Source organism: Thalassovita taeanensis, assembly GCF_900110775.1.
GTDB lineage: Bacteria > Pseudomonadota > Alphaproteobacteria > Rhodobacterales > Rhodobacteraceae > Litorimicrobium > Litorimicrobium taeanense.
Window position 1 is genome coordinate 240,877 of sequence record NZ_FOEP01000005.1, and the last position, 21,361, is coordinate 262,237.

A 21,361-nucleotide genomic window follows, 5' to 3' on the forward strand; every position below is an offset into this window, starting at 1 on the left:
ACATGGCCGAAGCGGTCTCTTCCCCGGATCAAGCGCCCCACATTCCCGTTTTGCTGCGTCCGCTGATCAAGGCGGTATCGCCGGTTAAGGGTGTTTGGCTGGACGGGACATTTGGGGCGGGCGGGTATACGCGTGCATTGCTGGCCGCAGGAGCGGACAAGGTGATTGCGGTCGATCGCGATCCGCTGGCGTTTGAAATGGCAGCCCCCTGGGCTGCGGCCTATGGCGACCGGATCGAGATGGTCGAAGGCGTGTTTTCTCGGCTTGATGACTATGCCAGTGATCTGGATGGCGTGGTGCTGGATCTGGGTGTCAGCTCGATGCAGATCGACCTGGCCGAGCGCGGATTTTCCTTCATGAAAGACGGGCCGCTGGATATGCGGATGAGCCAATCCGGCCCCTCGGCTGCCGATATGGTGAATGAGGCGGAAGAGGGCGATCTGGCCGATATTCTGTATCAATACGGTGAAGAACGGGCCAGCCGCCGCATTGCCCGCGCCATCGTGCGCGAGCGAGAGCTGGCGCCCATTACCACCACGCTGCGCCTTGCCAGTATCATCGAAAAATGCCTGCCCCGGTCCAAACCGGGCCAATCGCACCCCGCGACGCGCAGCTTTCAGGCGCTGCGGATCGCGGTGAATGACGAATACGGCGAGCTGATCGGCGGGCTTGAGGCGGCAGAGCGGGCGCTGAAGCCCGGCGGGCAACTCGCCGTGGTGACCTTCCACTCCATCGAAGACCGGATGGTGAAGCGCTTTCTTCAGGCGCGATCGGGCGGGGCGGGGCGGTCAAACCGCTATGCCCCCGAAACCATCGAGGAACAGCCCCAATTCATCGTCAAAAGCCGCAAGGCCATTGGCCCCGATGAACAGGAGCTTGAGGAAAATCCACGCTCGCGCAGCGCCAAGCTGCGGGTGGCGATCCGCACCGATGCCCCGGCGGGCACAACCGATCGCAAGGCGCTTGGGATGCCGATGTTGAAGGGAAAAGGGTAATGCGCAGCTTTTTCTATGTCCTGACTGCAATGGCTGTGATCGGGCTGGCCTTCTGGGCCTATCACGAGAATTACGAGACGCAGGCCGCGCTGGACGATACCGAACAATTGCAGCAATCCATCGGTCAGGCCCGCGCGCGTCTGGCGGTGCTCAAGGCCGAATGGGCCTATCTGAACCGCCCCGACCGGCTGCGTGAACTGGCTGACCTTAATTATGAAAGTCTGGGCTTGTTGCCACTGGCACCCGAGCAGTTCGGCAAGGCGGATCAGGTCGCTTATCCGGCGCATGACAGCGATCTGCTTGTGACAACCCCGGTCGACGTATCCTCGATGGAGCAGTCCCAATGATTCGCACACCTCTGCGCCCACTTGCCCGTATTTTGGATGCCCGTTCACGCGGCGAGAACCCCGACGCAATTGAGCGCGAGAATATCCGCCTGCGGCACGAGGAAATGCGCGACCGGTCGCGCTTGCGTGCCGAGGGGCGGTTGCTGATGTTGGGGGTATTTTTCTTCTGCGCCTTTTCTGTCGTCGGCCTGAGGATGGGGGCGCTTTCAGCGTCCGAGCCCAGCGAACCCCGCGCCAGCGCTGCCGGGGCGTCGATCGTTGCGCAGCGTGCAGACATTGTGGACCGGCAGGGGCGTATTCTGGCAACCAATCTGGAAACCTATTCGCTTTACGCTCAGCCGCCGCAGATGATCAACCCCGAGCGTGCGGCAACCGAATTGGCGCGGGTATTCCCCGAACTGAAGGCCGAAGATCTGCTGGAAGATTTCACCGGAAAGCGGAAATTCCTTTGGATTCGCAAGAAGTTGAGCCCCGAGCAGAAGCAGGCCGTGCACGACATTGGTGATCCTGGCCTGATGTTTGGCCCGCGCGAGATGCGGCTTTACCCCAATGGTCGGCTGGCGGCGCATGTATTGGGCGGGGCCAGTTTTGGCCGCGAGGGCGTCCATGCCGCCGAAGTGATCGGTGTGGCCGGAGTCGAGCGGCAGTTTGATGATCGCCTGCGCGACCCGGCGCAGGATGGCAAGCCGTTGGAACTGTCACTCGACCTGAGTGTTCAGGCAGCGGCGGAACAGGTGCTGTATGGCGGCATGAAGCTGATGAACGCCAAGGGGGCGGCGGCGGTCTTGATGGATGTGCATACCGGCGAGATCATCTCGCTGGTCTCGTTGCCCGACTTTGACCCCAATGACCGCCCACGCCCCGCGACCGAGGGCGACGCCAGCGACAGCCCGCTGTTCAATCGCGCGGTGCAGGGCGTGTATGAGCTTGGTTCGACCTTCAAGATTTTTGCTGTGGCGCAGGCGATGGAGCTGGGACTGGTCAATCCCGATACGTTGATCAATACCAAAGGCCCGCTGCAATGGGGGCGTCACCGTATTCGGGACTTCCACAACTATGGTAGCGAGCTGAGCATCACGAAAGTGATCGTGAAATCGTCGAACATCGGCACCGCACGGGTGGCGCAGATGATTGGCGTGGCACGGCAGAAAGAGTTTTTGCGCTCGCTGGGCTTGTTCGAACCCACGCATGTCGAGATGTCCGAGGCGCGCGCCGGCAAGCCCCTGTTGCCGCCAAATTGGTCGGAACTGTCCACCATGACGATTTCCTATGGTCACGGGCTGTCGGCGACGCCGATGCATCTGGCTGCGGGCTATGCCGCGATTGCCAATGGTGGCACTAAGGTGGAACCGACGCTGCTGAAACAATCCGGCCCACAATACGGCCCGCGCGTCATGTCCGAAAATACGGCGGCTGCCGCACGCACCATGCTGCGCAAGGTTGTGACCGAAGGCACCGCCAGCTTTGGCGAGGTTGCAGGCTATGCCGTGGGGGGCAAGACCGGTACTGCCGACAAACCCAAGGAAAACGGTGGTGGGTACTACAAGGACAAAGTGATTGCCACGTTCGCCAGCATGTTCCCGGCACATGATCCGAAATATGTGCTGATCGTCACGCTGGACGAACCGGTTGAGACCTCCGGTGCCCAACCGCGCCGCACTGCAGGCTGGACCGCCGTGCCGGTCGCAGCCGAAATGATCCGTCGCGTCGCGCCGCTTCTGGGGATGCACCCCGAGATTGAACCCGCACAGCTGGCTGATATAACGCTGACATCAAACTAGGCCAGAAAGGCGGGCAGATGTCAGGGCAGGTCAAAACACTGGGCGAGCTGGGCCTGACGGCGCAATCGGGGCGCATGGTGCAGATCACCGGGTTGGCCGTGGACAGTCGGTTGGTCAAGGACGGGTTTCTGTTTGCCGCCTTGCCGGGCACCAAGGTGCACGGAGGCGAATTTATTCAATATGCTTTGCGGATGGGCGCAGCGGCGATCCTGACGGACGCGGCGGGCGCGCGGATCGCGGCGGCGGAACTGGCCGCAAGCTCTGCCGCGCTGATCGTGGCCGAAGACCCGCGTCAGGCGCTGGCCGGTGCGGCGGCGCTGTGGTTTGGCGCGCAGCCTGCCACGATGGTGGCGGTGACCGGCACCAATGGCAAAACCTCTGTGGCCACCTTTACCCGCCATATCTGGACCGAACTGGGCCATGCTGCCGTTAATCTGGGCACCACCGGGGTCGAGGGCGCCTATGAAGCACCGCTTGCACACACCACGCCTGAACCGATTACCCTGCACCGCATCTTGCGTGCCTGTGCGGATGCGGGTGTGACCCACGCGGCAATGGAGGCCTCAAGCCACGGGCTGTCGCAGCGGCGGTTGGACGGGGTACAGCTGACGGCGGCGGGATTCACCAACTTCACCCAGGACCATCTGGATTACCACGCCACGTTTGACGAATATTTCGCGGCCAAGGCCGGGCTGTTTGCCCGGGTGTTGCCGGAAGAGGGCGTGGCGGTGATCAATATCGACGATCCGCGTGGTCAGGATATGGCCGCGATCGCGCTGGACCGCGGACAGCAGGTGATCGGCGTGGGCCGCGCGCCACGCGCCGACCTGCGGTTGTTGGCACAGCGGTTTGATGCCACTGGGCAAGAGGTGCGCTTTTCCTTCCATGGCAAGGCTCACAACGTGCGCCTGCCACTGATCGGCGGCTTTCAGGCCGAAAACGTGCTGCTGGCCGCCGGGTTGGTGATCGGCTGTGGCGAAGACTCCGCGCGGGTGTTCGAAACCCTGCCACATCTGGGCACTGTGCGCGGTCGGATGCAGTTGGCCGCGACGCGGGCCAATGGCGCGGCGGTGTTTGTTGATTACGCCCACACGCCCGATGCCGTGGCCACGGCGCTGAAGGCGTTGCGCCCGCATGTGATGGGGCGCCTGGTGGCAATCGTGGGGGCAGGCGGCGATCGTGACACCACCAAACGCCCACTGATGGGGCAGGCGGCGGCGGAAAATGCTGATCTGGTGATTGTGACCGACGACAACCCGCGCTCGGAGGACCCGGCCGTGATCCGGCAGGCAGTGATGTTGGGCTGCCCCGAGGCCAGCGAAGTGGGCGACCGCGCCGAGGCGATCCTGCGCGGCGTTGATGCGCTGGGACCAGGCGACGCTTTGCTGATCGCGGGCAAAGGCCATGAAAGCGGGCAGACAGTCGGTGACGACGTGTTCCCGTTTGACGATGTGGAACAGGCCAGCGTTGCGGTGGCGGCGCTGGACGGAGGATTGGCATGAGCTTGTGGACCGCAGCCGAGGCCGCTGCTGCAACCGGGGGACAGGCCGTTGGCGATTGGCAGGTCGACGGGGTGTCGATCGACACCCGCACCCTGCAAGAGGGCGATCTGTTTGTCGCGCTCAAAGCCGCCCGTGATGGGCACGATTTTGTGGCGCAGGCGCTTGCCCACGGCGCCGGGGCAGCACTGGTCAGCCACCGCCCCAAGGGCGTGGCCGAGGATGCGCCTTTGCTGATTGTGTCGGATGTTCTGGAGGGGCTAGAGGCGCTTGGCCGCGCAGCCCGTGCCAGAACCAAGGCCAAAGTGATCGCTGTGACCGGCTCGGTTGGCAAAACCTCGACCAAGGAAATGCTGCGCACTGTGCTGTCGGGGCAGGGCCGCACCCACGCTGCCGAGGCCAGCTATAACAACCACTGGGGCGTGCCGCTGACGTTGGCGCGGATGCCCGCAGACACGCAGTTTGCCGTGATCGAAATCGGTATGAACCACCCCGGAGAGATTGCGCCGTTGGCCCGGATGGCGCGGCCGCATGTGGCGATGATCACCACTGTGGCGGCGGCTCATCTGGAAGCGTTCGACAGCATCGAAGGCATTGCGACCGAAAAGGCCGCGATCTTTGACGGGCTGGAGCCACGCGGCGTGGCCGTGACCAACGGCGATCTGCCCACCGCCCCCATTCTGGAGGCCGCCGCGCGAGAGCATGGGGCCCGGATCATTACGTTCGGAGAGGCCCCGCGCAATCACCACCGGCTGACTGATCTGTCGTTGGTCGATGATGTGACCGTGGCGCAGGGGCGGCGCTGGCGCAGTCCGATTTTGTTCAAGATCATGGCGGCGGGCCGACATTTTGCGGTTAACGCGATGGGGGTTTTGGCGGTGGTCCATGCGCTGCGACTGGACCCAACCATGGCGGCTGCGGATCTGGCGCGCTGGGCACCACCTGCGGGCAGGGGGCAGCGCGAAAGGCTGCTGCTGGATTCGGTGATGGAGGATCAGTTTCTGGATCTGATCGACGACGCATTCAACGCCAACCCGACCTCGATGGCCGCATCCTTGGAGGTTCTGGCGGCTGCCCGCCCGGTGGATGGGATCGGGCGCGTGTCCAAAGGTCGGCGGATTGCCGTGCTGGGCGATATGCTGGAACTGGGCCCCGACGAGATGGCGCTGCACGAGGCGCTAGCCGATCTGCCCTTCATGGCCGAGTTGAGCACGGTGCATTGTGTCGGCCCGCGGATGCACCGGCTTTGGTCGCGTCTGCCGCTGGGGCTGCGCGGGGACTGGACGGAAACCGCAGGCAAGATGGCCGCACGGGCGCATCGGCTGATTGACGCCGGGGATGTGGTGCTGGTGAAGGGGTCCAAGGGCAGCAAGGTCAGTCAGGTTGTTGACGCCATTCGAAAACTGGGCCATGGCGCGCCCCAGACAGACAAAGGGACCGCGTAAAATATGCTATATTGGTTAACCGGGCTTTCGGACGGCGGGGATTTCTTCAACCTGTTCCGCTATATCACTTTCCGTTCCGGCGGGGCGTTCATGACGGCGCTGGTGTTCGGCTTCATCTTCGGTCAGCCCTTGATCAATGTTCTGCGCAAGACACAGGGCAAGGGGCAGCCAATCCGTGATGACGGCCCCGAGGGGCATTTCGTCAAGGCGGGCACGCCGACCATGGGCGGGTTGCTGATTGTGGGGGCGCTTCTGACCTCGACTTTGCTGTGGGCGCGGCTGGATAACCCCTTTGTTTGGCTGGTTCTTTTCGTCACGATGTCGTTTGCGGCAATCGGGTTTGCCGATGATTTCGCCAAAGTGTCCAAGCAGAACACCAAGGGTGTATCGGGTCGTGTGCGGCTGGGGCTGGGTTTTTTGATCGCGGGCATCGCGGGCTATTGGGCGGCGCAGTACCATCCCGAGGGGCTGCAGTACAAACTGGCGCTGCCGGTGTTCAAGGATACGTTGATCAACCTGGGCTATTTGTTCGTGCCGTTTGCGATGATCGTGATCGTCGGATCGGCCAATGCGGTGAACCTGACAGACGGGCTGGACGGGCTGGCGATCATGCCGGTGATGATCGCCTCGGCCACGTTGGGGGTGATCGCCTATGCCGTGGGCCGGGTCGATTTCACCGAGTATCTGGATGTGCATTACGTGCCGGGCACAGGGGAAATTCTTGTTTTCGTAGCGGGGCTTGTGGGCGGTGGCCTTGGGTTCCTGTGGTACAACGCGCCGCCTGCTGCGGTGTTCATGGGCGACACCGGATCGCTGGCTTTGGGCGGGGCGCTGGGGGCGATTGCGGTGGCGACGAAGCACGAGATCGTGCTGGCGATTGTCGGCGGCTTGTTCGTGGTCGAGGCCCTGAGCGTGATCATTCAGGTGCTGTACTTCAAACGCACCGGCAAGCGGGTTTTCCTGATGGCGCCGATCCACCATCACTATGAAAAAAAGGGCTGGGCCGAGCCGCAGATCGTGATCCGCTTCTGGATCATCGCGCTTATTCTGGCCATGGTCGGGCTGGCGACGCTGAAGGTCCGGTAACGGATTTTCGGGGGACACACGACATGCACACAGCATGCACATCACATGCATATCGCAGGTGCGGCAATTTATTGTGAATTTCCCGCCACCTGATACGACACTTCTGATTGCAAGGGGGTGTCGGTATGCAAGGTTCGGTGTGGGACTATTGGCAGGCGATTGTCGGGCTGGTCGCGGTGTTGGGTGTTTGGATCGCGTGGCGGCAGTTTCGGGCTGCTGGCCCCAAAACCCGAAACGAGATCACCGGCGGCAGCCGCAACACCCAAAGCGGCGGGGGAGTAGTGGCGGGGTTTGGGCTCTGGTCACGGGGCGCGCTTTGGGGGGAAGGCGCGGGTGTTTGTCATGTCGCGGTGCGGCTGGATGACATGGATCAATTGCAGAAGGGAGGTTTCGCAATAAGCTCGATCTGCAATGTCATGCATGATCAACCTTGGGGGCTGAAATGGACGAAACTTCAGACAAAATCGAACAGGGGCTGGATGTACCGGCCTTGCGCAGCGACACACATGCGGCCCTGATTGAGGGCGATCGTATTCAAGAGGCGGTGCGGGATGTTGTTGTTCGGGCGCTGAGCAGTCGGCCGCTGTCGCGCGAGAATGTGAAAGAGGTCATCGAGGTGGTGCTGGACGAGGCTGCGGACGGCGCTTCGGAAAGCGGGGTGGAGACGACCGATGCCCTGAAACAGGCGTCGGCGGGCATTGATGACGCGTTGAGCCGGGCCACTCATGCCTCGAAGCTGGCGCTGGAAGAGGCCACCGGGCGCGTCGAGGCGTTTTCCGAGACTGACCTGAAACAGGCGGCTGACGATCTGGTGGCACTGGACAAGATGTATCTGGAGGTTCTGCGCGACCTGGTAAAAAGCGGCAGGAAGGCGTCGCACGCGTTGTTCAAGGATCTTGTCACGCATGTGGAGCGGTCTAGCGCCGATACCGGGAAATCCATACGTGCGTCGCTTGAGGCGCTACAGGGGCATCTGCCGCACCGGCCACATCTGTCCGATCTCGGGCGGTCAGCGCGCACCGGCATGGCCACCGTTGCGTCGATCGGCAGTGGCATTCTGGCGGGCTTGTCTGACAGTCTTGCACCGTCGCAAGAACAGGACAAAGATGACGAAAAGCCCAAACAGAAAGATGCTTAATGGTTCTGAACGCCTTTGGGTCGCCGCATGACCTCAAGCGACTTGCCGAGATTTCGGCGACACTGATCCGATATGGATTTGGCGATCTGGTGCAGCGTTTCGGTCTTGAAAACGCGGCATCCAAGGCGGGGCGTATTCTGCGTGGCAAGGAGGCGCCCGACACTGCGCATCTTTCCCCGGCGGAGCGTCTGCGCTGCGTGTTGGAGGAGATGGGGCCGACCTTTGTCAAGCTTGGGCAGATCCTGTCGACCCGGATCGACATGCTGCCGCCCGACTATATCGCCGAGCTTGAAACGCTGCACGACAAGGTTGCAACCTTGCCCTATGAGGCGCTTGTGGCAGAGGTCGAAGCCGATCTGGGCTATCGCCTGACAGAGGTTTTCGCCGAGATTGACAAGACCCCGCTGGCGGCCGGCTCGATTGCGCAGGTGCACCGGGCGCGGCTGCTGTCGGGCGAGGCGGTTGTGCTCAAGATCCGGCGGCCGGGCGTGCGCCGGGTGATCGAGGCGGATCTGCGGTTGCTGATGCATATTGCCCATTTCGTCGCTGCGGAATTCGAAGATGCGCACCGGTTCCGCCCCGAGGAAATCATTACCGAATTTGCCAAATCTATCCGCACCGAGCTGGATCTGGCCAACGAGTGCCACAATGCCGAGCGGATCGCGAATAATTTCCGTGACGTGCCGCACATCCGCGTGCCCCGTGTGTACTGGGACTGGACCAACGAGGCGATGAACGTGCAGGAGTTCGTGTCGGGCATTGCCGGAAGCGACCTGACGGCGGCGCGGGCGGCTGGGCTTGACCTCAGGCTGATTGCGGCACGCGGCGCCGAAGCGGTGCTGACGATGATGCTGGAGGACCGGTTCTTTCATGCCGACCCGCACCCCGGAAACGTGTTCTATCTGCCGGATGAGCAGCTCGTTTTCATTGATTTCGGGATGGTCGGGCATCTGTCGCGCCGCCGCCGGGATGAGTTGGTGGATCTGCTGTCCGGGGTGGTTCAGCGTGATCCCGAAGCGGTGACAGAGATATTGCTGAAATGGGCGAACGCATCTTTGACTGAAAATCAGCAGCTGGAGGAGCGGATCGAGGGGTTTATCGAACGTGTCCACGGCGTTCCGCTGAAATCGCTTAACCTGTCAGCGCTGGCGCTGGATCTGGTCGGGATCATGCGCGAGCACGACCTTGCGCTGCCGCCTGATCTGACGCTTCTGATCAAGGCTTTTACCTCGCTCGAAGGGATGGGGCGGCAGCTTGACCCCGATTTTGACATGGCGAGCGCCGCAGAGCCCTTTTTACACCGGCTCATATTGCAACGGTTTTCGCCAAAAGAGCTGGTCAGGCTGACCGGAAAGGGCCTGGCGGACGGCGTTGATCTGATGGCGCATCTGCCGAAAGATCTGAAAACCCTGATACATTCCGTGCAACAGGGAAAAATAAAGCTGGGCATCGAAGTGCAGCAGATGGATAATTTTCTGACCCGGTTGGACCGGTCGATCACGCGGATCACCATCGGGATCGTGATCGCGGCGCTGACGATGGGATCGTCGATCGTCATGACCGTTTCGGGGATCGAGTTGCCGGTGGCGGTGTCGGTCTTTGCGATGATGGGGTTCTTTGGGGCTGTGGTCGGTGGTGTCTGGCTGATGTATTCCATCTGGCGCAGCGGCAAAGGCTAGCCCGATCAGGCGCGGCCCTGTGCGTGGTCGTTTCCGTCATGCGCCGGGCAGGGGGGCACTTGCGTGGGCTCTGGTCAAGGTCAGGCGGATCAGGTAGCGGTTTGGGCGATTTAATCCGCATTGGGGGATGGCATGATACCGGTTCGGGGATTTGAAGGGCGCAAGGTGGCGGTTCTGGGGTTGGGGCGCTCTGGTCTTGCGACTGCGCGCAGTTTGCGGGCGGGCGAGGCCGAGGCCCTGTGCTGGGACGACAACAGCGCCGCGCGTGACAAGGCCGAGGCCGAGGGGTTCACGATCAGTGACCTGAGCCGGGCGGGCGCGTTCGAGGATGTGGCCGCGCTGATTGTCAGCCCTGGTATTCCGCACCTCTATCCGGCACCGAACAAGGTGGTCGCGCTGGCGTGGGAGGCGGGCGTGCCGGTGGACAATGACATCGGGCTGTTCTTCCGTTCACTGGCCGGGGGCGAATGGGACGAGTTCGACGCGCCGCCACGGGTGGTTGCGGTGACGGGCTCGAACGGGAAATCCACCACCTCGGCCCTGATTGCGCATGTGCTCGAGCAGGCGGGCAAGCCGGTGCAGTTGGCCGGCAATATCGGGCGCGGGGTTCTGGACATTGATCCGCCGGACGAGGGCGGCGTGGTGGTGCTGGAGCTGTCAAGCTATCAGACCGATCTGGCGCGGGCTTTGACACCGGATGTGGCGGTGTTCACCAACCTCAGCCCCGACCATCTGGACCGGCACGGCGGCATGGGCGGCTATTTCGCGGCCAAGCGGCGGCTGTTTGCCGAAGGCGGCCCGGACCGCGCGGTGATCGGTGTGGACGAGGCCGAGGGGCAATATCTGGCCAATCAGCTGTCCGAGGGGCTGGGCGATGACCGGGTGATCCGCGTGTCCGTCGCGCGCAAGTTGAGCGGACCGGGGTGGCAGGTGTTCGCGCGCAAGGGGTTTCTGAGCGAGTACCGCAAGGGGCGGCAGGCGGGGTCAATTGATCTGCGCGACATGACCGGGTTGCCGGGCGCGCACAACCATCAAAACGCCTGTGCGGCCTATGCCGCGTGCCGGACGCTGGGATTGGCGCCCAAGGTGATCGAGGCGGCCTTTGCCAGCTTCGGCGGCCTGCCGCATCGCAGTCAGACCGTGGTCGAGGCGGCGGGTGTGCGGTATGTCAACGACAGCAAGGCGACGAATGTGGACAGTGCCGCCAAGGCGCTGCTGGCGTTTCAGAATATCCGCTGGATCTGTGGCGGGCTCGAGAAAGAGGGCGGGCTGGCGGGCTTGCAAGACGCGCTGGGCTCGGTGGTCAAAGCCTATGTGATCGGGCGCGAAGCGGCGCAGTTCGCCATGCAACTCGAGGGCGTGGAAGCCGAGGTTTGCACCACGATGGAGGCCGCAGTGACGCGTGCCGTGGCCGAAGCACAGCCGGGCGAAACCGTGCTATTGGCGCCTGCGGCGGCAAGCTTTGACCAATATGACAACTTCGAGCAGCGCGGCGATGATTTCACCACCCGCGTGCGCGCGGCGGTAACGGCATAAGAGGTTCGGTATTCGTAGAATATAGGTGTTGCGGTCTGCCTTGGGCTGGCTCTGGCCGGGACGGCAGAGGCGGGATCGAAGACCTACAAGCGCAAGGCCCTGCGCTATGAGGGCATGAGTGTAGACGTGCAGCGCGCGACGGTCAGCGGCAATCGGGGTGTGGTTTTTGTCGGGTTTCGCAAGCCACAATTCAAGCCCTCAGATCTCTGGCGATTGCGGTTGGATACGGTCGGGGCGGCGATGATCCAGCAGACGACCAGTCGCGAACCGCTGCTGGGAGTGATCCCCCTCAATACCATGCTGGCCAGCAATATTTCTTCTGCCGCGATCGACGTCACCTGCCCCTGAGTTTCTTTCTGATGAAAATACTCCGGGGGAGTCGCCGTCAGGCGACGGGGGCAGCGCCCCCAGCCCCGCGTCATTGGCACGTCCGGCGCGGGGCTTGCCGGACGCTGGCCTCAACACCGCCGCCAGCTCTGGCCGTCGGGTGTCAGGACCACGTCGCATATCCGTGTCCCAACTTGAACGCGCCCTCGCAGAAATCCACGCGGGTGCAAATCACCCTGAATGTCGGCTGTGCGCGACAGTGGTGCTGTTCAACGTTGATACCGACGGCGGCATATGAACATCTCTGACGCGTATTCGCCCAATGCGACGCGAAGAAAGGCGTTACCCCTCCAGCGCCTCAATCATCTCGACCCGCGTCGCATGCCGACCGCCCTCGAAATGGGCGGTCAGGAACGCATCCACGATATCAAGCGCCAGCCCTTCGCCCACCACGCGCACACCGATTGAGAGCATGTTGGCATCGTTGTGCTGGCGGATCATGCGGGCCGAGAAAGTATCGACGCAAACGCCGCAACGGATGCCCTTTACCTTGTTCGCCGCCATCATGATGCCCTGGCCGGTGCCACAGAGGACGATGCCAAACTGACAATCGCCAGAGGCGACGTGGCGCGCCGCAGCTTGGCCGTGCTTTGGATAATGTGTGCTCTCCGTCGTCGTCGGTCCGATGTCGACCGCCTCCCAGCCGAGCGCCGCGATATGGGCGGCAATGGCCTGCCGCAGCTCAATGGCGGCGTGGTCGCTGGAGAGGACGATGCGTTTGCTGGCAGTCATGGAAAAGTTGTCCTGTTTGCTAAGATAAGTGGGCGGTTTGGCCACGTTGGATCAGGTGCGCTTTGTTTCGTCGGTTTTTCCGGGTCTCGAATAGTAGCATATGCCTCGTTGACGTCTATCTTCGCAATCGTCTGGATTGACCACGCGCGCAAGATTAGGCGGGTGGGCATACCTACGGGCATCGCGGATGGTGGGCTGAAAGCGGCCATTGCGATAGGGGGCGCGCGGACCCAAGAGCGCAGGTCAGAACGCATCAGGTTTGAGCGGCTTGAAACAGCAACGGCGCCCTTTTTCACCCCCTTGAAGTGCCAGCACGAAGTGAGCGAGTTTGAGCTCTGGCCTCGATATGGCGGCGCTCCCGGAGGGGAGTGAAATGTGAGCAATACAAAGAATTTTGTGTTATTTCGATCCATCAAACAACCACAACACTGTGTTTGTAAACGAAACTACGTCCATATCCACTTGGTGAAGTGGTGCCCGGGGGCGGAATCGAACCACCGACACGAGGATTTTCAATCCACTGCTCTACCCCTGAGCTACCCAGGCACGGGTGAACGGCTTGCGTTCGGATTTCAGCGTTCTAGGCGAGCGCTGCGGGGCTGTCCAGAGGCTTTTGTCAAAAAAATCAGTTGGTACATGAAGATGTAAGGGAAAACGGAAAAAGCGGAGTGAAACCGCTTGGGTTTCCATAAATCCCCAGTGCCATTTTACGCGCCCGTATCAAGAGTGTCGCGCGGCGCATATATAGAGGCGCGCCGCGAGGGCTGCCATCGCGCGGATCATCCGTGTCTTCGCATGACGAGGGGAAAGCGATGCATGCTTACCTTCGGTGAAGACGATGAATGGGGCGAGCGTATTCTGTCTGCGCAAGCTCGAACAAGCGATAGCGACTAGACGTACTCCAATCGGACAATCGCAATCCGTCCCATCTAGGATGGGAAGGACAATACGGAACAACACACAACATTTTGAAACAACTTTTGTTGTTCCAACTGTATATTGTGGCTCATTTCTGCTCGTTTTGTGTGATAGAAGGTGCGGTGTTGAAATCTGGAGTCATCTAAGTGGCTGTAAATAATAGACAAAATTCATATCGAAGCGCCCGTCTGAGCGTGGCCCCGATGATGGATTGGACCTACATTTTATAAGTTATTGTTTTTAATTGCTAAAAATGGCACCTTTTGTCAAGTAGCAATGGAGTAGCAAGAGGGTACGGATTGTAGTGATCTCGCGTTACTCAATGCACATGGCTGCAAGAAGCGGAAGGATTTAGGCGATGGGGCAGCAGTTCGAGTTTGATTTGGTTTTCGGGCTTCCTCGGAAGGACCTGGATCAGGACGCAATCCTTGATGCACTTTTCGAGGCAGGTTGCGAAGATGCTGTGGTTGGTCTCGGCGCGCGCGGCTTGGTCGGTTTGGCTTTCACCCGAAGCGGTGATAGCGCTGAAGAGGTTATTGCAGTGGCGACGAAAACCGCGCAATCTGCGTTGCCAGAGGGCACCATCCTAATCGAAGTAAAGTAATATCTTCTCAATTAGGGCGGTGATACAGAGAGTGTTATATCGTCTGTGTAAATTGTGCTTTGCCCACGTATCTTGCGTTGAGCGAGGACGAGGAGGACTTTCAAGAAACTGTAGGGCGAACTGCCGATGGACTGAGAGTGGTCTGAAAAATTGGTTTCCAATTTTGGACTGCTGAAAGCCTCAACAACCAGACGGATGGAGTAGATGATCGGTTGGGAGTGAACGGCACCTTGGCCGCAAAGTGTTAAGCAGCCGGTTTTCCAGAGGGCGATCTTGGCGTGCCGATGACCCGCAGAGCATTCCACAAGGACAACGGGCTTCTGCGGGTACCGGCCAGAAGGAGGCCAAGCGGGAGTCGCTTGCATCGGTTCACTGGTATTGTTTGTTCTTACAAGAACCCTCACACACTAACGGAACGTCGCCTTAGAGGATACCGGAGAAGCGATCAGGATCGTCACGCTTGCCAGCCACCTGCGGCGTACCGTGGACGCACGACGGGCAATAGCATATAGAAGGACACGCAGGGGCTGCTTGATCTGATGGGCCTGACCTCCCAGCGGTCACCGCATCAGGTGGCTCATCTATAGGCCATACGCCCTCAATAATATCACCCGCTATGCACATCTGAGACCAGGGGCTTCCTTGCTTGCCGGTGCTTTCTCGGTTGCCCGTGGCGGGGGCGATTGAGCAGGTGTGTTCGCTGCCCGTCTCACAAAGCCTTTCGGGCTTTTTGCGCGTAAATTTTCCATGTATTTTTCTTGATGGGCTCGACCTGGTTCGCTGTGTCGTGCGTCAGTTTTTCTGCGTCCATCAAGGCAAGGATGTCCCGAGGGTTCTTAGCGGTGAGATTGAGACGTTCAATAGTGAGCCAGATCCGGTCCAAGGCATTTTGGGTCGGGCGGTCGACTTTGTCATAGATGGTTTGCAACCATCCGGGAAGTTCGGTTGAGCGGCGTTTCTGTCTATTGGTTGGGGGGGAGCCTGAGATCCCCCTGTAGGAGGCCTGAGGTTTGTACTGCTGGCTTTTTTGACAGCCTAACAAGGAAAAGGAAAATGCCGCGGATTTCGGCTTCGTTTTGCTGTGCCAAGTCGGTGAGTTGTTGCTCGATCCATATGTTGTTCATCTCTACCGGCCTCAAATCCCCTTCTTTGGCAAGTGCCTTTACACGTCCCAAAGAAGGTGATGTCTTCGCCATCTCTATGTCCGCGAGCACTTGCAAAGCTGACCATGGATCAAGGTCCGGCCGATAAAAACCGATTGCCCGCTTGAACTTAGCGACCAGACGCATGTGATTGTTCCGGGCGTTGCTGGGGATCCGATCTCTAATTTCTTCAGAGATATCAGACCAATCATCGGGGAGCAGAGTTTTGAAGGCCTCGACGGGGTGGTCAAGATCCCCCAATAAGCGTTCCAAAATCCGGAAATCTATTGCCCGGTGTGCCCAATCAGCGATGCTCGGCGTGCTGGCCCTTGCTGTGGCACTGAGTGCATTTTCAACATCGCGAAATGTTTCAATGGTTTTATGATGACCACACAAAGAGATGGAGGCCTGTCCAAGTTCGAAAGAATTATTCGCTTCAGCGGTTTGTGCTGCGTATCTCATGTCAAATTAGGTCCGATATGTCGTCTGGTGAAAGGGTTTCAGCGCGAGCAGAAAAAGCACTCGCAGCGTTTGCGGCCGAAATCTTCTTCGCGTTCTCATCACGGTATTTGGAAAGGTGGCGGTGACCGCGGTGGCCTATGGCATCTCTTCCATAGGCAAGGCCGGGTTCGCCAAGATCAGCGAGGAAAGTTTGCAGCAATGTGCGCGCCAAGTGGCTTGATGATCCGATGGCTTCGTCCCAAGCGCGCCCGAACCACCCATAAGCGACGGGTTCACCGTCGTATCGCGTGAATATCGGGCGCCGTTGAGCTATCGCTTGGTCTCGCATCTGCGGCAGGTAGCGTGGATCGTTATCGCCCAGAAGCAACGCATTGAAGAATATGTTGAAGCTCGGTCGAAAGCCAATTTTTAACTCATGCCCGACCTTTGATTGATTATAATCGAACGCATAGTTGTCCGTCTCAGCGCGGTAAAAGACACCGTCTCCCCAAAACATTCGATCAACCACATCACGGGCACGCGGCGGGCAAGCAACCGTGATACCGATGGCACAGGCCTTCAAGCGTCGTTGGTGTCGGTGGGAAGGGTTGGCGGTGGCGTTGGCGTTTTCGAGCTGAATGCGGGCATTGGCCAGTGTAACAGGCAGCGTAGGGGCTTGAAGAGCAGTGAACATTTTGAGTGGGGCCTGCCTCTCTTCGAGCAAGCTGAATCCGCGATAGTTACGGTCAAACCTCTCCGTATCTTGGGGCGACACGCCGTGATGGGTGGCGAACCGTCTTATTTCCTCGGCTGCGCCGCGCAAGTAGGCCCATCTTGGCTGGGCCGAATTCTGATCTTCGCCGTCCCTAATGGCCTTAGCTGTCGAACGGGCTATCAGGTCATCGTAAAAGGCGCATTCTGCGTCTGGGTTCTGAAGATCTGCTGGATGACCAGCCTGTTCCGCCGACCAAGCGAACATTCCAAGCCTTTGCTCCATGCGATCAAGGATAGACAGGGCGAAGGTTTGGTCACAGCGCAATTTGCGCAGAGTTTTTTGCCAAGCTACTGGAAGGTTCTCGACGGGCACTGAGACACTCCTGGCATATCTACGACGGGCACCATGATTGTGCCCTCGAAAAGCACCTTGGTGTCGGAATTCCTCTTGTACTGAGGTGGCAGAAACGATCAAATCAGTGCTGAAATCGAGCTTGCGCAAGACTCTCTCAAGAAGATCCATTTGTTTCAGCGGGTTTTTGAACCATACCTGATTTCGGCTGTCATCTGAAGGCTTGGCTGGAGTGGCCAGCGTCAGAAATGCTCGCATGTCGATGGCGGTTGGGGCCGAAACCCGATGATGCGCACAGAACCCGACAAAAGGTTCCAGTGCTTCGAGCTCTGCTGCCGTGACACAAGTGATCTTCGGCAATTGTGCGACCCCAGCCATGTGGGGCTTTGATAGGATGGCGCGGATACGAGGGCTCATGTGCGCGCTTTCTTTCTGAGTGTGATTTCAGCGGCGTCCGCAGCTTTTGCCATTGTGTCCTGAGCAATCTGGGCGCTGCGATCAGGGTCTAAAAACGCGTAGCGCTTACTGCAGATCGCTTCGGTGTTACCGAGCATGTCTGCAATGTTGCGCATGGGTTCTCCCATCCGGACCAATATGCTGGCAAACCCGTGGCGGAACCGGTGAAATGTCATCGGCACACCGGCATCATTTGCGGCTGATTGAAACCACGTTCGAAAGGTTGATGGATTAAGGCGACCACCGACTGTTCGAATTGCAGGGAAAAGGTAGATGCTCTTGTTCTGGGGGTCGATCAGCGGGCGGATGAATTTGAGATACCAATTCAGAACAGCTGGCCCGTGCCGATCAATGCGCGGCTTCAATTCAGGGATCTTCACACAAGCTTTTGCTTCTTCGGCTGGGATGAAGAACTCCCAGCCATTATCAGGGTTGATATTGGCCCGGCGGCCACGGTGGCGCAACCAAATCGCATTTCTAAGACGCAATGGCCGCCCCGTGAGAACGATCGCGCAGACACCGGCGCATACGCCCAGTCTGATTAGGCGGGCGCGATCGTTATCATCAAGTTGATCGGGATCGAATTTGTTTTTTCTATCAAGTGCGGTCTCCATGATCTTCTGTGCCTTTGCCTGAAAGGTACGATGCAGATTGTGGAACCTCCGCTCCTTCTGCAGATCATTCACGAGATCCCGGCACCAAGCCTGAATGTGCTCGGGCATTTCATCCCGGCCGGCATCCTTAAAGTAGTCACTCGACTTGATACGGCGAGATATTTCTGCTGCGATTTCAGGGTCGAAGGTGTCAGCGTTCCTTTCCAAGATCAGACGTATAGTCTTGTAATAGCCCAGGGCAGAACTGGCTTGGACCGCGGATGGCAGGTGTTCACGGTCTTCTGTCGCTCTGATCGTCGCCGAGATATGTTCTGGCGCGAATAATGCATCGATGTCGTTTATGTTCTCAAAATTGGCCACTGGCCTGTCATAGGCCGTGGCGGGATCTGGTGGACAGTAGGGCAGGAGTTTAAGGTGATAGCGCATGGCTGCGCGATAGGCTTTTATCGTGTCTTGGGTGACCTTGTTGTGGACCTTGCTCGTATTGATATCGACCCGCGTGGCAGCGATTGTCACCAGTTCTTCAATGCGGGCCTCCATGTGGTCTGGCAGCGTATAAGACATGCGTCGTGCAGGAAGGGCCGGGATGGGCTCCTCGGGTAATAGATCGCCGAAATCGACAAGCCCATTCCATTCATTGAGCGTCCTGAAGGCTCTTTTTGTCAGCTCCCGCTCATTCGAGTTGATGAAAGCCTCCTGGAGCTCGTCGAACATTGGCTCGATGAGTTGCCAAGGCTCCAAAGCAGCGCGGCGCGCAATATCAGCAAAAGTTTTCAGCAGGCTGAAGCTGCGTTTGTCGAGCGGTCCATCATTTAGAGTAAGCGGGTGGAGAAGAGCAAGAACCTCCGCCCAGCCATCCTGCAGTGCATTGCGTTCGGCTCGCGCTTCAAATGCCCCCATGCTTCCCCGAAGAGAGCGTCGAACACCTTCGCGGACTTTCCTATAGCGTGTAAGTGATACGCCAAGGTCCAGACGCGGATGGATGTTTTTAGCTGATTTAGGGAAGGATGCATCGAACCAATCCAGCAGGCTTGCGTAAGCTGAAGGGGCAGGGGGGTAACTGTCTGGAGCATCGCTGGAAAGCGTGAGCAGATGTGCGGGGCCATAGCCCCATTTATCGAGGAAAACCTTGAGGTGCTGCAGGTCATGTGGCTTGTTCGTCGCAGTCCAGTCCAGGACTTCTTGGAAATCGGCTGGCTGGCCGTTGCCATGGGCAAGTTTGCTGCCCGGCGATAGAGCGATAGCCTCAGTTGAGGGGGGCGTGTTGGCACTGAAAACGGCAGCGTGCGGGGTGGTTTGATCTGTGTGGGTCATAGTGTCCTTAGTGGTTGAATGGGGCGGCTTAAAAACCGCTTTTTGGGCATATTGGCCGCTTTTTGTGCAGGCGAAGCGATACTCCAATCATTTTAGCTACCCCCCAAAGTGGCGGGGGTTTCGCTTATGGCCGCGTGTTGTGCAGCCCGTCCGGGGAATGTGCAGTGGGTTGGCCCAAACCGCTTTTCTCGTCTGTCGCCGCTATGGCTGTGGCAAAGACTGCGCTTGTCATGGCATCTGATGGAGGAGCCACTGCGGAGGTCTGATCGCCGGGCTCTGACAGTGAATGGACATCAGAGCCTGATGACAGTGTGACCGCCTTTGGGAGATTCATAACGATGCCGTGGCGCCGCCATAGGACGACATCAAGTGGGCGATACATGATGCGACTTGGTGACAACTCAATCGGTTTGATGGGCGGTAGATTGATATCCCCCGCCTTCAGCTTCTTCCGAAAAGTGTCATAGGCATAGCCATATTCTGCTGCGAGATCGGCGATATGGATCAGGCCCTGATCCCAAATTTCAGTGACCAGATTACTTATGCCCGCGAGTTCATCGATTAAGCAGATACGGCCGATGGGGTCAGCGGCGCAGCTGGTATCATCGCCTATGCTGCAAGTGTGTGCCGTTTTGAAGTTGGCCAACGCAGCCTCCATCAACAAGGGTTCCAGCCCGTGGATTTGGCGGAACACATCGTACTTTCGAAATCTGTTGTCCCATTTCGTCAGTGCAAATTTTGCGGCAATCGCAGGCACTGTATTTCGGGAAATGCCCAAATGCCCTGCCAAGGCAATGGTTGTTATATCCTCGTCAGGGGTTCTCCCCAAAACGCCGCATATTTGTTTTGCCATTTGTTAGCTCCTTTCGGAGGAACTGGTGACAATGGCTGCATAGGCAAAATGCTACACCGCAAAATAGATCGATTATGGGAAAACAATTCAATATCATGTAAAAACGGCTATCAGAGATCTGGGATGAGCCTGACACCTTGATAGTTCAGGCTGAACAACCTGATCCGTCGACGAGATAGCAGTTTGCTGGCCTGTTTGCTTACATACCGGCGGCGCGGAATGCGGCCAAGATGAGGGTCAACAAAGCCCTGAGGTGGGCGAGGATCTTACGGATGTTGTGGCCGCAGCCGCAAAGGACGGCGAAGATCGCGTCGCCGGACGTGCTCTTCAGCGGGCAACGTGACAGGTGGCCGTCGGTCTTCATGTGACCGATTTCAGGCTCGATGGCGCTGTGCCGTCGTAGCAGCCGTTTCGGGGTCGAGGTCAGGCCTCGGCGCATGCCACTGACCTGGACCTGCGTCGCTGACACGCCGTGTCTGCGGTATCCGCGGTCCACGACGGCCAAAGCAGGGGTCCGGCCGGTCAGGATTTCGACCTGCTTCAGCGCCTCAGGCAGGGTGTGGCCATCGTAAGGGTTGCCCGGCAGAGCGCGCATGCCGACGGCGAAGCCTTCGTCGATGGTGGTTGCCAGGCTCACTTTGGTACCGAATTCATACCGCTTGCGCGCTTTTCCTTTCGAGATGCAATCGACCTCGGATTCGTGCAGGGCAGCCTCGATCGTCTTGGTTAGCAGCCACTCGGCCCCTTCTTCGCCAATCCGCTTACGCCAGTGGGTCAACGAGGACGGATCGATCGGCGGGCGGTGCTGGAAGAATGTCTCGCCGGTGAAGTGCTGGTAGTACGGGGTTTCAACCCATCGGGCGATGACAGTTTCGTCGGACAGACGATAGGCGTGTTGGAGATACTGCAGACCCGCGACCAAGCGCGGCGATGTGGCGGGTGGAGGGAAAGAAACCGGCCCATCCCGTCTCGAAGACCTCCCAGTCGATCAGCTTTTCCAGTGTCGCCAATTCGTGCTTAAGATCGATCATGTCAGTCAGAAGGGGAAGCAAGAGATCGTCCTGCTCTTCAATGCGGGGATGAGGCTTTATCGCGGCTCCGGAATTGGCAAGGTTTCCGCACCCATCATACGAAACCCTGCAATTTCCTGCTACAGTTTTGCCGGGATCACCGAACGAATTCAGACGCTTGCGACTTGTTCGGGACCAACTTGATAAAACTGGGCGGAAAGCGGCCATTCGCTGCGCTTGCAAGGTTGCTCAAGTTGATGCGGTGAAGCCGCCGTTCATCTTTTTTATGGCGGGGTTGCCGTAGCTTCTGGCAAGATT

At 59.2% G+C, this 21,361-nt stretch carries 18 protein-coding genes, 1 tRNA gene and 1 pseudogene; 12 read left to right on the forward strand and 8 right to left on the reverse strand.

Translation table 11 applies throughout. The features are described from left to right. Window positions 1-2: 2 nt before the first annotated feature. The 11 genes from rsmH (at window position 3) to BSF79_RS09675 (ending at window position 11,854) form a co-directional block, all read left to right on the forward strand. Window positions 3-995 carry a 16S rRNA (cytosine(1402)-N(4))-methyltransferase RsmH gene (gene rsmH / locus BSF79_RS09630; RefSeq protein WP_090269669.1) on the forward strand — a complete coding sequence of 331 codons (993 nt, stop codon included), beginning with the start codon at window positions 3-5 and terminating at the stop codon, window positions 993-995. Continuing rightward, entirely contained in the window at window positions 995-1,342 is a 348-nt protein-coding gene (gene ftsL, locus BSF79_RS09635) for a cell division protein FtsL (RefSeq protein ID WP_090269670.1), read from the forward strand. Before rsmH ends, ftsL begins: the two co-directional genes overlap by 1 nt. After that, window positions 1,339-3,123, forward strand: a complete 1,785-nt coding sequence (locus BSF79_RS09640) for a peptidoglycan D,D-transpeptidase FtsI family protein (protein ID WP_090269671.1) — start codon at window positions 1,339-1,341, stop codon at window positions 3,121-3,123. Before ftsL ends, BSF79_RS09640 begins: the two co-directional genes overlap by 4 nt. Window positions 3,124-3,140: 17 nt before the next feature. Next, window positions 3,141-4,625, forward strand: a complete 1,485-nt coding sequence (locus BSF79_RS09645) for a UDP-N-acetylmuramoyl-L-alanyl-D-glutamate--2,6-diaminopimelate ligase (protein ID WP_090269672.1) — start codon at window positions 3,141-3,143, stop codon at window positions 4,623-4,625. After that, the gene (locus BSF79_RS09650) at window positions 4,622-6,067 is read left to right on the forward strand and encodes a UDP-N-acetylmuramoyl-tripeptide--D-alanyl-D-alanine ligase (RefSeq protein WP_090269673.1); all 1,446 of its coding nucleotides are present in this window, start codon (window positions 4,622-4,624) and stop codon (window positions 6,065-6,067) included. Before BSF79_RS09645 ends, BSF79_RS09650 begins: the two co-directional genes overlap by 4 nt. Window positions 6,068-6,070: 3 nt before the next feature. After that, window positions 6,071-7,153 carry a phospho-N-acetylmuramoyl-pentapeptide-transferase gene (gene mraY / locus BSF79_RS09655; protein WP_090269674.1) on the forward strand — a complete coding sequence of 361 codons (1,083 nt, stop codon included), beginning with the start codon at window positions 6,071-6,073 and terminating at the stop codon, window positions 7,151-7,153. Between the two features lie 125 nt (window positions 7,154-7,278). After that, the gene (locus BSF79_RS19460; protein ID WP_139246417.1) at window positions 7,279-7,671 is read left to right on the forward strand and encodes a hypothetical protein; all 393 of its coding nucleotides are present in this window, start codon (window positions 7,279-7,281) and stop codon (window positions 7,669-7,671) included. Then, the gene (locus BSF79_RS09660) at window positions 7,596-8,291 is read left to right on the forward strand and encodes a DUF6781 family protein (protein ID WP_090269675.1); all 696 of its coding nucleotides are present in this window, start codon (window positions 7,596-7,598) and stop codon (window positions 8,289-8,291) included. Before BSF79_RS19460 ends, BSF79_RS09660 begins: the two co-directional genes overlap by 76 nt. Then, window positions 8,291-9,970, forward strand: a complete 1,680-nt coding sequence (locus BSF79_RS09665) for an AarF/UbiB family protein (protein ID WP_090269676.1) — start codon at window positions 8,291-8,293, stop codon at window positions 9,968-9,970. Before BSF79_RS09660 ends, BSF79_RS09665 begins: the two co-directional genes overlap by 1 nt. Window positions 9,971-10,102: 132 nt before the next feature. Then, window positions 10,103-11,506 (forward strand): UDP-N-acetylmuramoyl-L-alanine--D-glutamate ligase, encoded by a 1,404-nt coding sequence (gene murD / locus BSF79_RS09670; RefSeq protein ID WP_090269677.1) that lies wholly within the window; start codon window positions 10,103-10,105, stop codon window positions 11,504-11,506. A 114-nt stretch (window positions 11,507-11,620) separates the two neighbouring features. Continuing rightward, complete coding sequence (locus BSF79_RS09675; protein WP_090269678.1) at window positions 11,621-11,854, forward strand: hypothetical protein; 234 nt, start codon at window positions 11,621-11,623, stop codon at window positions 11,852-11,854. 321 nt (window positions 11,855-12,175) lie between these two features. On the opposite strand, the gene rpiB is transcribed toward BSF79_RS09675, so the two are convergent. Next, entirely contained in the window at window positions 12,176-12,625 is a 450-nt protein-coding gene (gene rpiB, locus BSF79_RS09680) for a ribose 5-phosphate isomerase B (protein WP_090269679.1), read from the reverse strand. A gap of 471 nt (window positions 12,626-13,096) precedes the next feature. Continuing rightward, a tRNA-Phe gene (locus BSF79_RS09690) sits at window positions 13,097-13,171 on the reverse strand. A gap of 730 nt (window positions 13,172-13,901) precedes the next feature. On the opposite strand from BSF79_RS09690, the gene BSF79_RS09695 reads away from it, so the two are divergent. Next, a complete protein-coding gene (locus tag BSF79_RS09695; protein WP_090269681.1) occupies window positions 13,902-14,147 on the forward strand; it encodes a hypothetical protein in 246 nt (81 codons plus the stop codon). A gap of 709 nt (window positions 14,148-14,856) precedes the next feature. Here the strand turns inward: BSF79_RS09695 and BSF79_RS09700 are convergent. The 6 genes and pseudogenes from BSF79_RS09700 to BSF79_RS09725 all read right to left on the reverse strand — a co-directional run bounded on the left by BSF79_RS09700 (window position 14,857) and on the right by BSF79_RS09725 (window position 21,124). Then, window positions 14,857-15,075 carry a hypothetical protein gene (locus BSF79_RS09700; RefSeq protein ID WP_090269682.1) on the reverse strand — a complete coding sequence of 73 codons (219 nt, stop codon included), beginning with the start codon at window positions 15,073-15,075 and terminating at the stop codon, window positions 14,857-14,859. A 34-nt stretch (window positions 15,076-15,109) separates the two neighbouring features. After that, complete coding sequence (locus BSF79_RS09705; protein WP_090269683.1) at window positions 15,110-15,751, reverse strand: hypothetical protein; 642 nt, start codon at window positions 15,749-15,751, stop codon at window positions 15,110-15,112. 1 nt (window position 15,752) lies between these two features. Beyond that, window positions 15,753-17,213, reverse strand: a complete 1,461-nt coding sequence (locus BSF79_RS09710) for a hypothetical protein (RefSeq protein ID WP_139246418.1) — start codon at window positions 17,211-17,213, stop codon at window positions 15,753-15,755. Beyond that, entirely contained in the window at window positions 17,210-19,180 is a 1,971-nt protein-coding gene (locus BSF79_RS09715) for a tyrosine-type recombinase/integrase (RefSeq protein WP_090269685.1), read from the reverse strand. The genes BSF79_RS09710 and BSF79_RS09715 overlap by 4 nt, the downstream gene beginning before the upstream one ends. 124 nt (window positions 19,181-19,304) lie before the next feature. Further along, window positions 19,305-20,033: a hypothetical protein gene (locus tag BSF79_RS09720; RefSeq protein WP_139246419.1), complete on the reverse strand. Its 729-nt coding sequence runs from the start codon at window positions 20,031-20,033 to the stop codon at window positions 19,305-19,307. A 199-nt stretch (window positions 20,034-20,232) separates the two neighbouring features. Then, a pseudogene (locus BSF79_RS09725) lies at window positions 20,233-21,124 on the reverse strand (transposase). Between the last annotated feature and the right edge of the window lie 237 nt (window positions 21,125-21,361).

What these genes read in the sequence shown, in the direction of transcription:
- rsmH (WP_090269669.1), top strand. Translation starts at nt 3, where the DNA reads ATGGCCGAAGCGGTCTCTTCCCCGGATCAAGCGCCCCACATTCCCGTT.
- ftsL (WP_090269670.1), top strand. Translation starts at nt 995, where the DNA reads ATGCGCAGCTTTTTCTATGTCCTGACTGCAATGGCTGTGATCGGGCTG.
- BSF79_RS09640 (WP_090269671.1), top strand. Translation starts at nt 1,339, where the DNA reads ATGATTCGCACACCTCTGCGCCCACTTGCCCGTATTTTGGATGCCCGT.
- BSF79_RS09645 (WP_090269672.1), top strand. Translation starts at nt 3,141, where the DNA reads ATGTCAGGGCAGGTCAAAACACTGGGCGAGCTGGGCCTGACGGCGCAA.
- BSF79_RS09650 (WP_090269673.1), top strand. Translation starts at nt 4,622, where the DNA reads ATGAGCTTGTGGACCGCAGCCGAGGCCGCTGCTGCAACCGGGGGACAG.
- mraY (WP_090269674.1), top strand. Translation starts at nt 6,071, where the DNA reads ATGCTATATTGGTTAACCGGGCTTTCGGACGGCGGGGATTTCTTCAAC.
- BSF79_RS19460 (WP_139246417.1), top strand. Translation starts at nt 7,279, where the DNA reads ATGCAAGGTTCGGTGTGGGACTATTGGCAGGCGATTGTCGGGCTGGTC.
- BSF79_RS09660 (WP_090269675.1), top strand. Translation starts at nt 7,596, where the DNA reads ATGGACGAAACTTCAGACAAAATCGAACAGGGGCTGGATGTACCGGCC.
- BSF79_RS09665 (WP_090269676.1), top strand. Translation starts at nt 8,291, where the DNA reads ATGGTTCTGAACGCCTTTGGGTCGCCGCATGACCTCAAGCGACTTGCC.
- murD (WP_090269677.1), top strand. Translation starts at nt 10,103, where the DNA reads ATGATACCGGTTCGGGGATTTGAAGGGCGCAAGGTGGCGGTTCTGGGG.
- BSF79_RS09675 (WP_090269678.1), top strand. Translation starts at nt 11,621, where the DNA reads ATGAGTGTAGACGTGCAGCGCGCGACGGTCAGCGGCAATCGGGGTGTG.
- rpiB (WP_090269679.1), bottom strand. Translation starts at nt 12,625, where the DNA reads ATGACTGCCAGCAAACGCATCGTCCTCTCCAGCGACCACGCCGCCATT.
- BSF79_RS09695 (WP_090269681.1), top strand. Translation starts at nt 13,902, where the DNA reads ATGGGGCAGCAGTTCGAGTTTGATTTGGTTTTCGGGCTTCCTCGGAAG.
- BSF79_RS09705 (WP_090269683.1), bottom strand. Translation starts at nt 15,751, where the DNA reads ATGAGATACGCAGCACAAACCGCTGAAGCGAATAATTCTTTCGAACTT.
- BSF79_RS09710 (WP_139246418.1), bottom strand. Translation starts at nt 17,213, where the DNA reads ATGAGCCCTCGTATCCGCGCCATCCTATCAAAGCCCCACATGGCTGGG.
- BSF79_RS09715 (WP_090269685.1), bottom strand. Translation starts at nt 19,180, where the DNA reads ATGACCCACACAGATCAAACCACCCCGCACGCTGCCGTTTTCAGTGCC.
- BSF79_RS09720 (WP_139246419.1), bottom strand. Translation starts at nt 20,033, where the DNA reads ATGGCAAAACAAATATGCGGCGTTTTGGGGAGAACCCCTGACGAGGAT.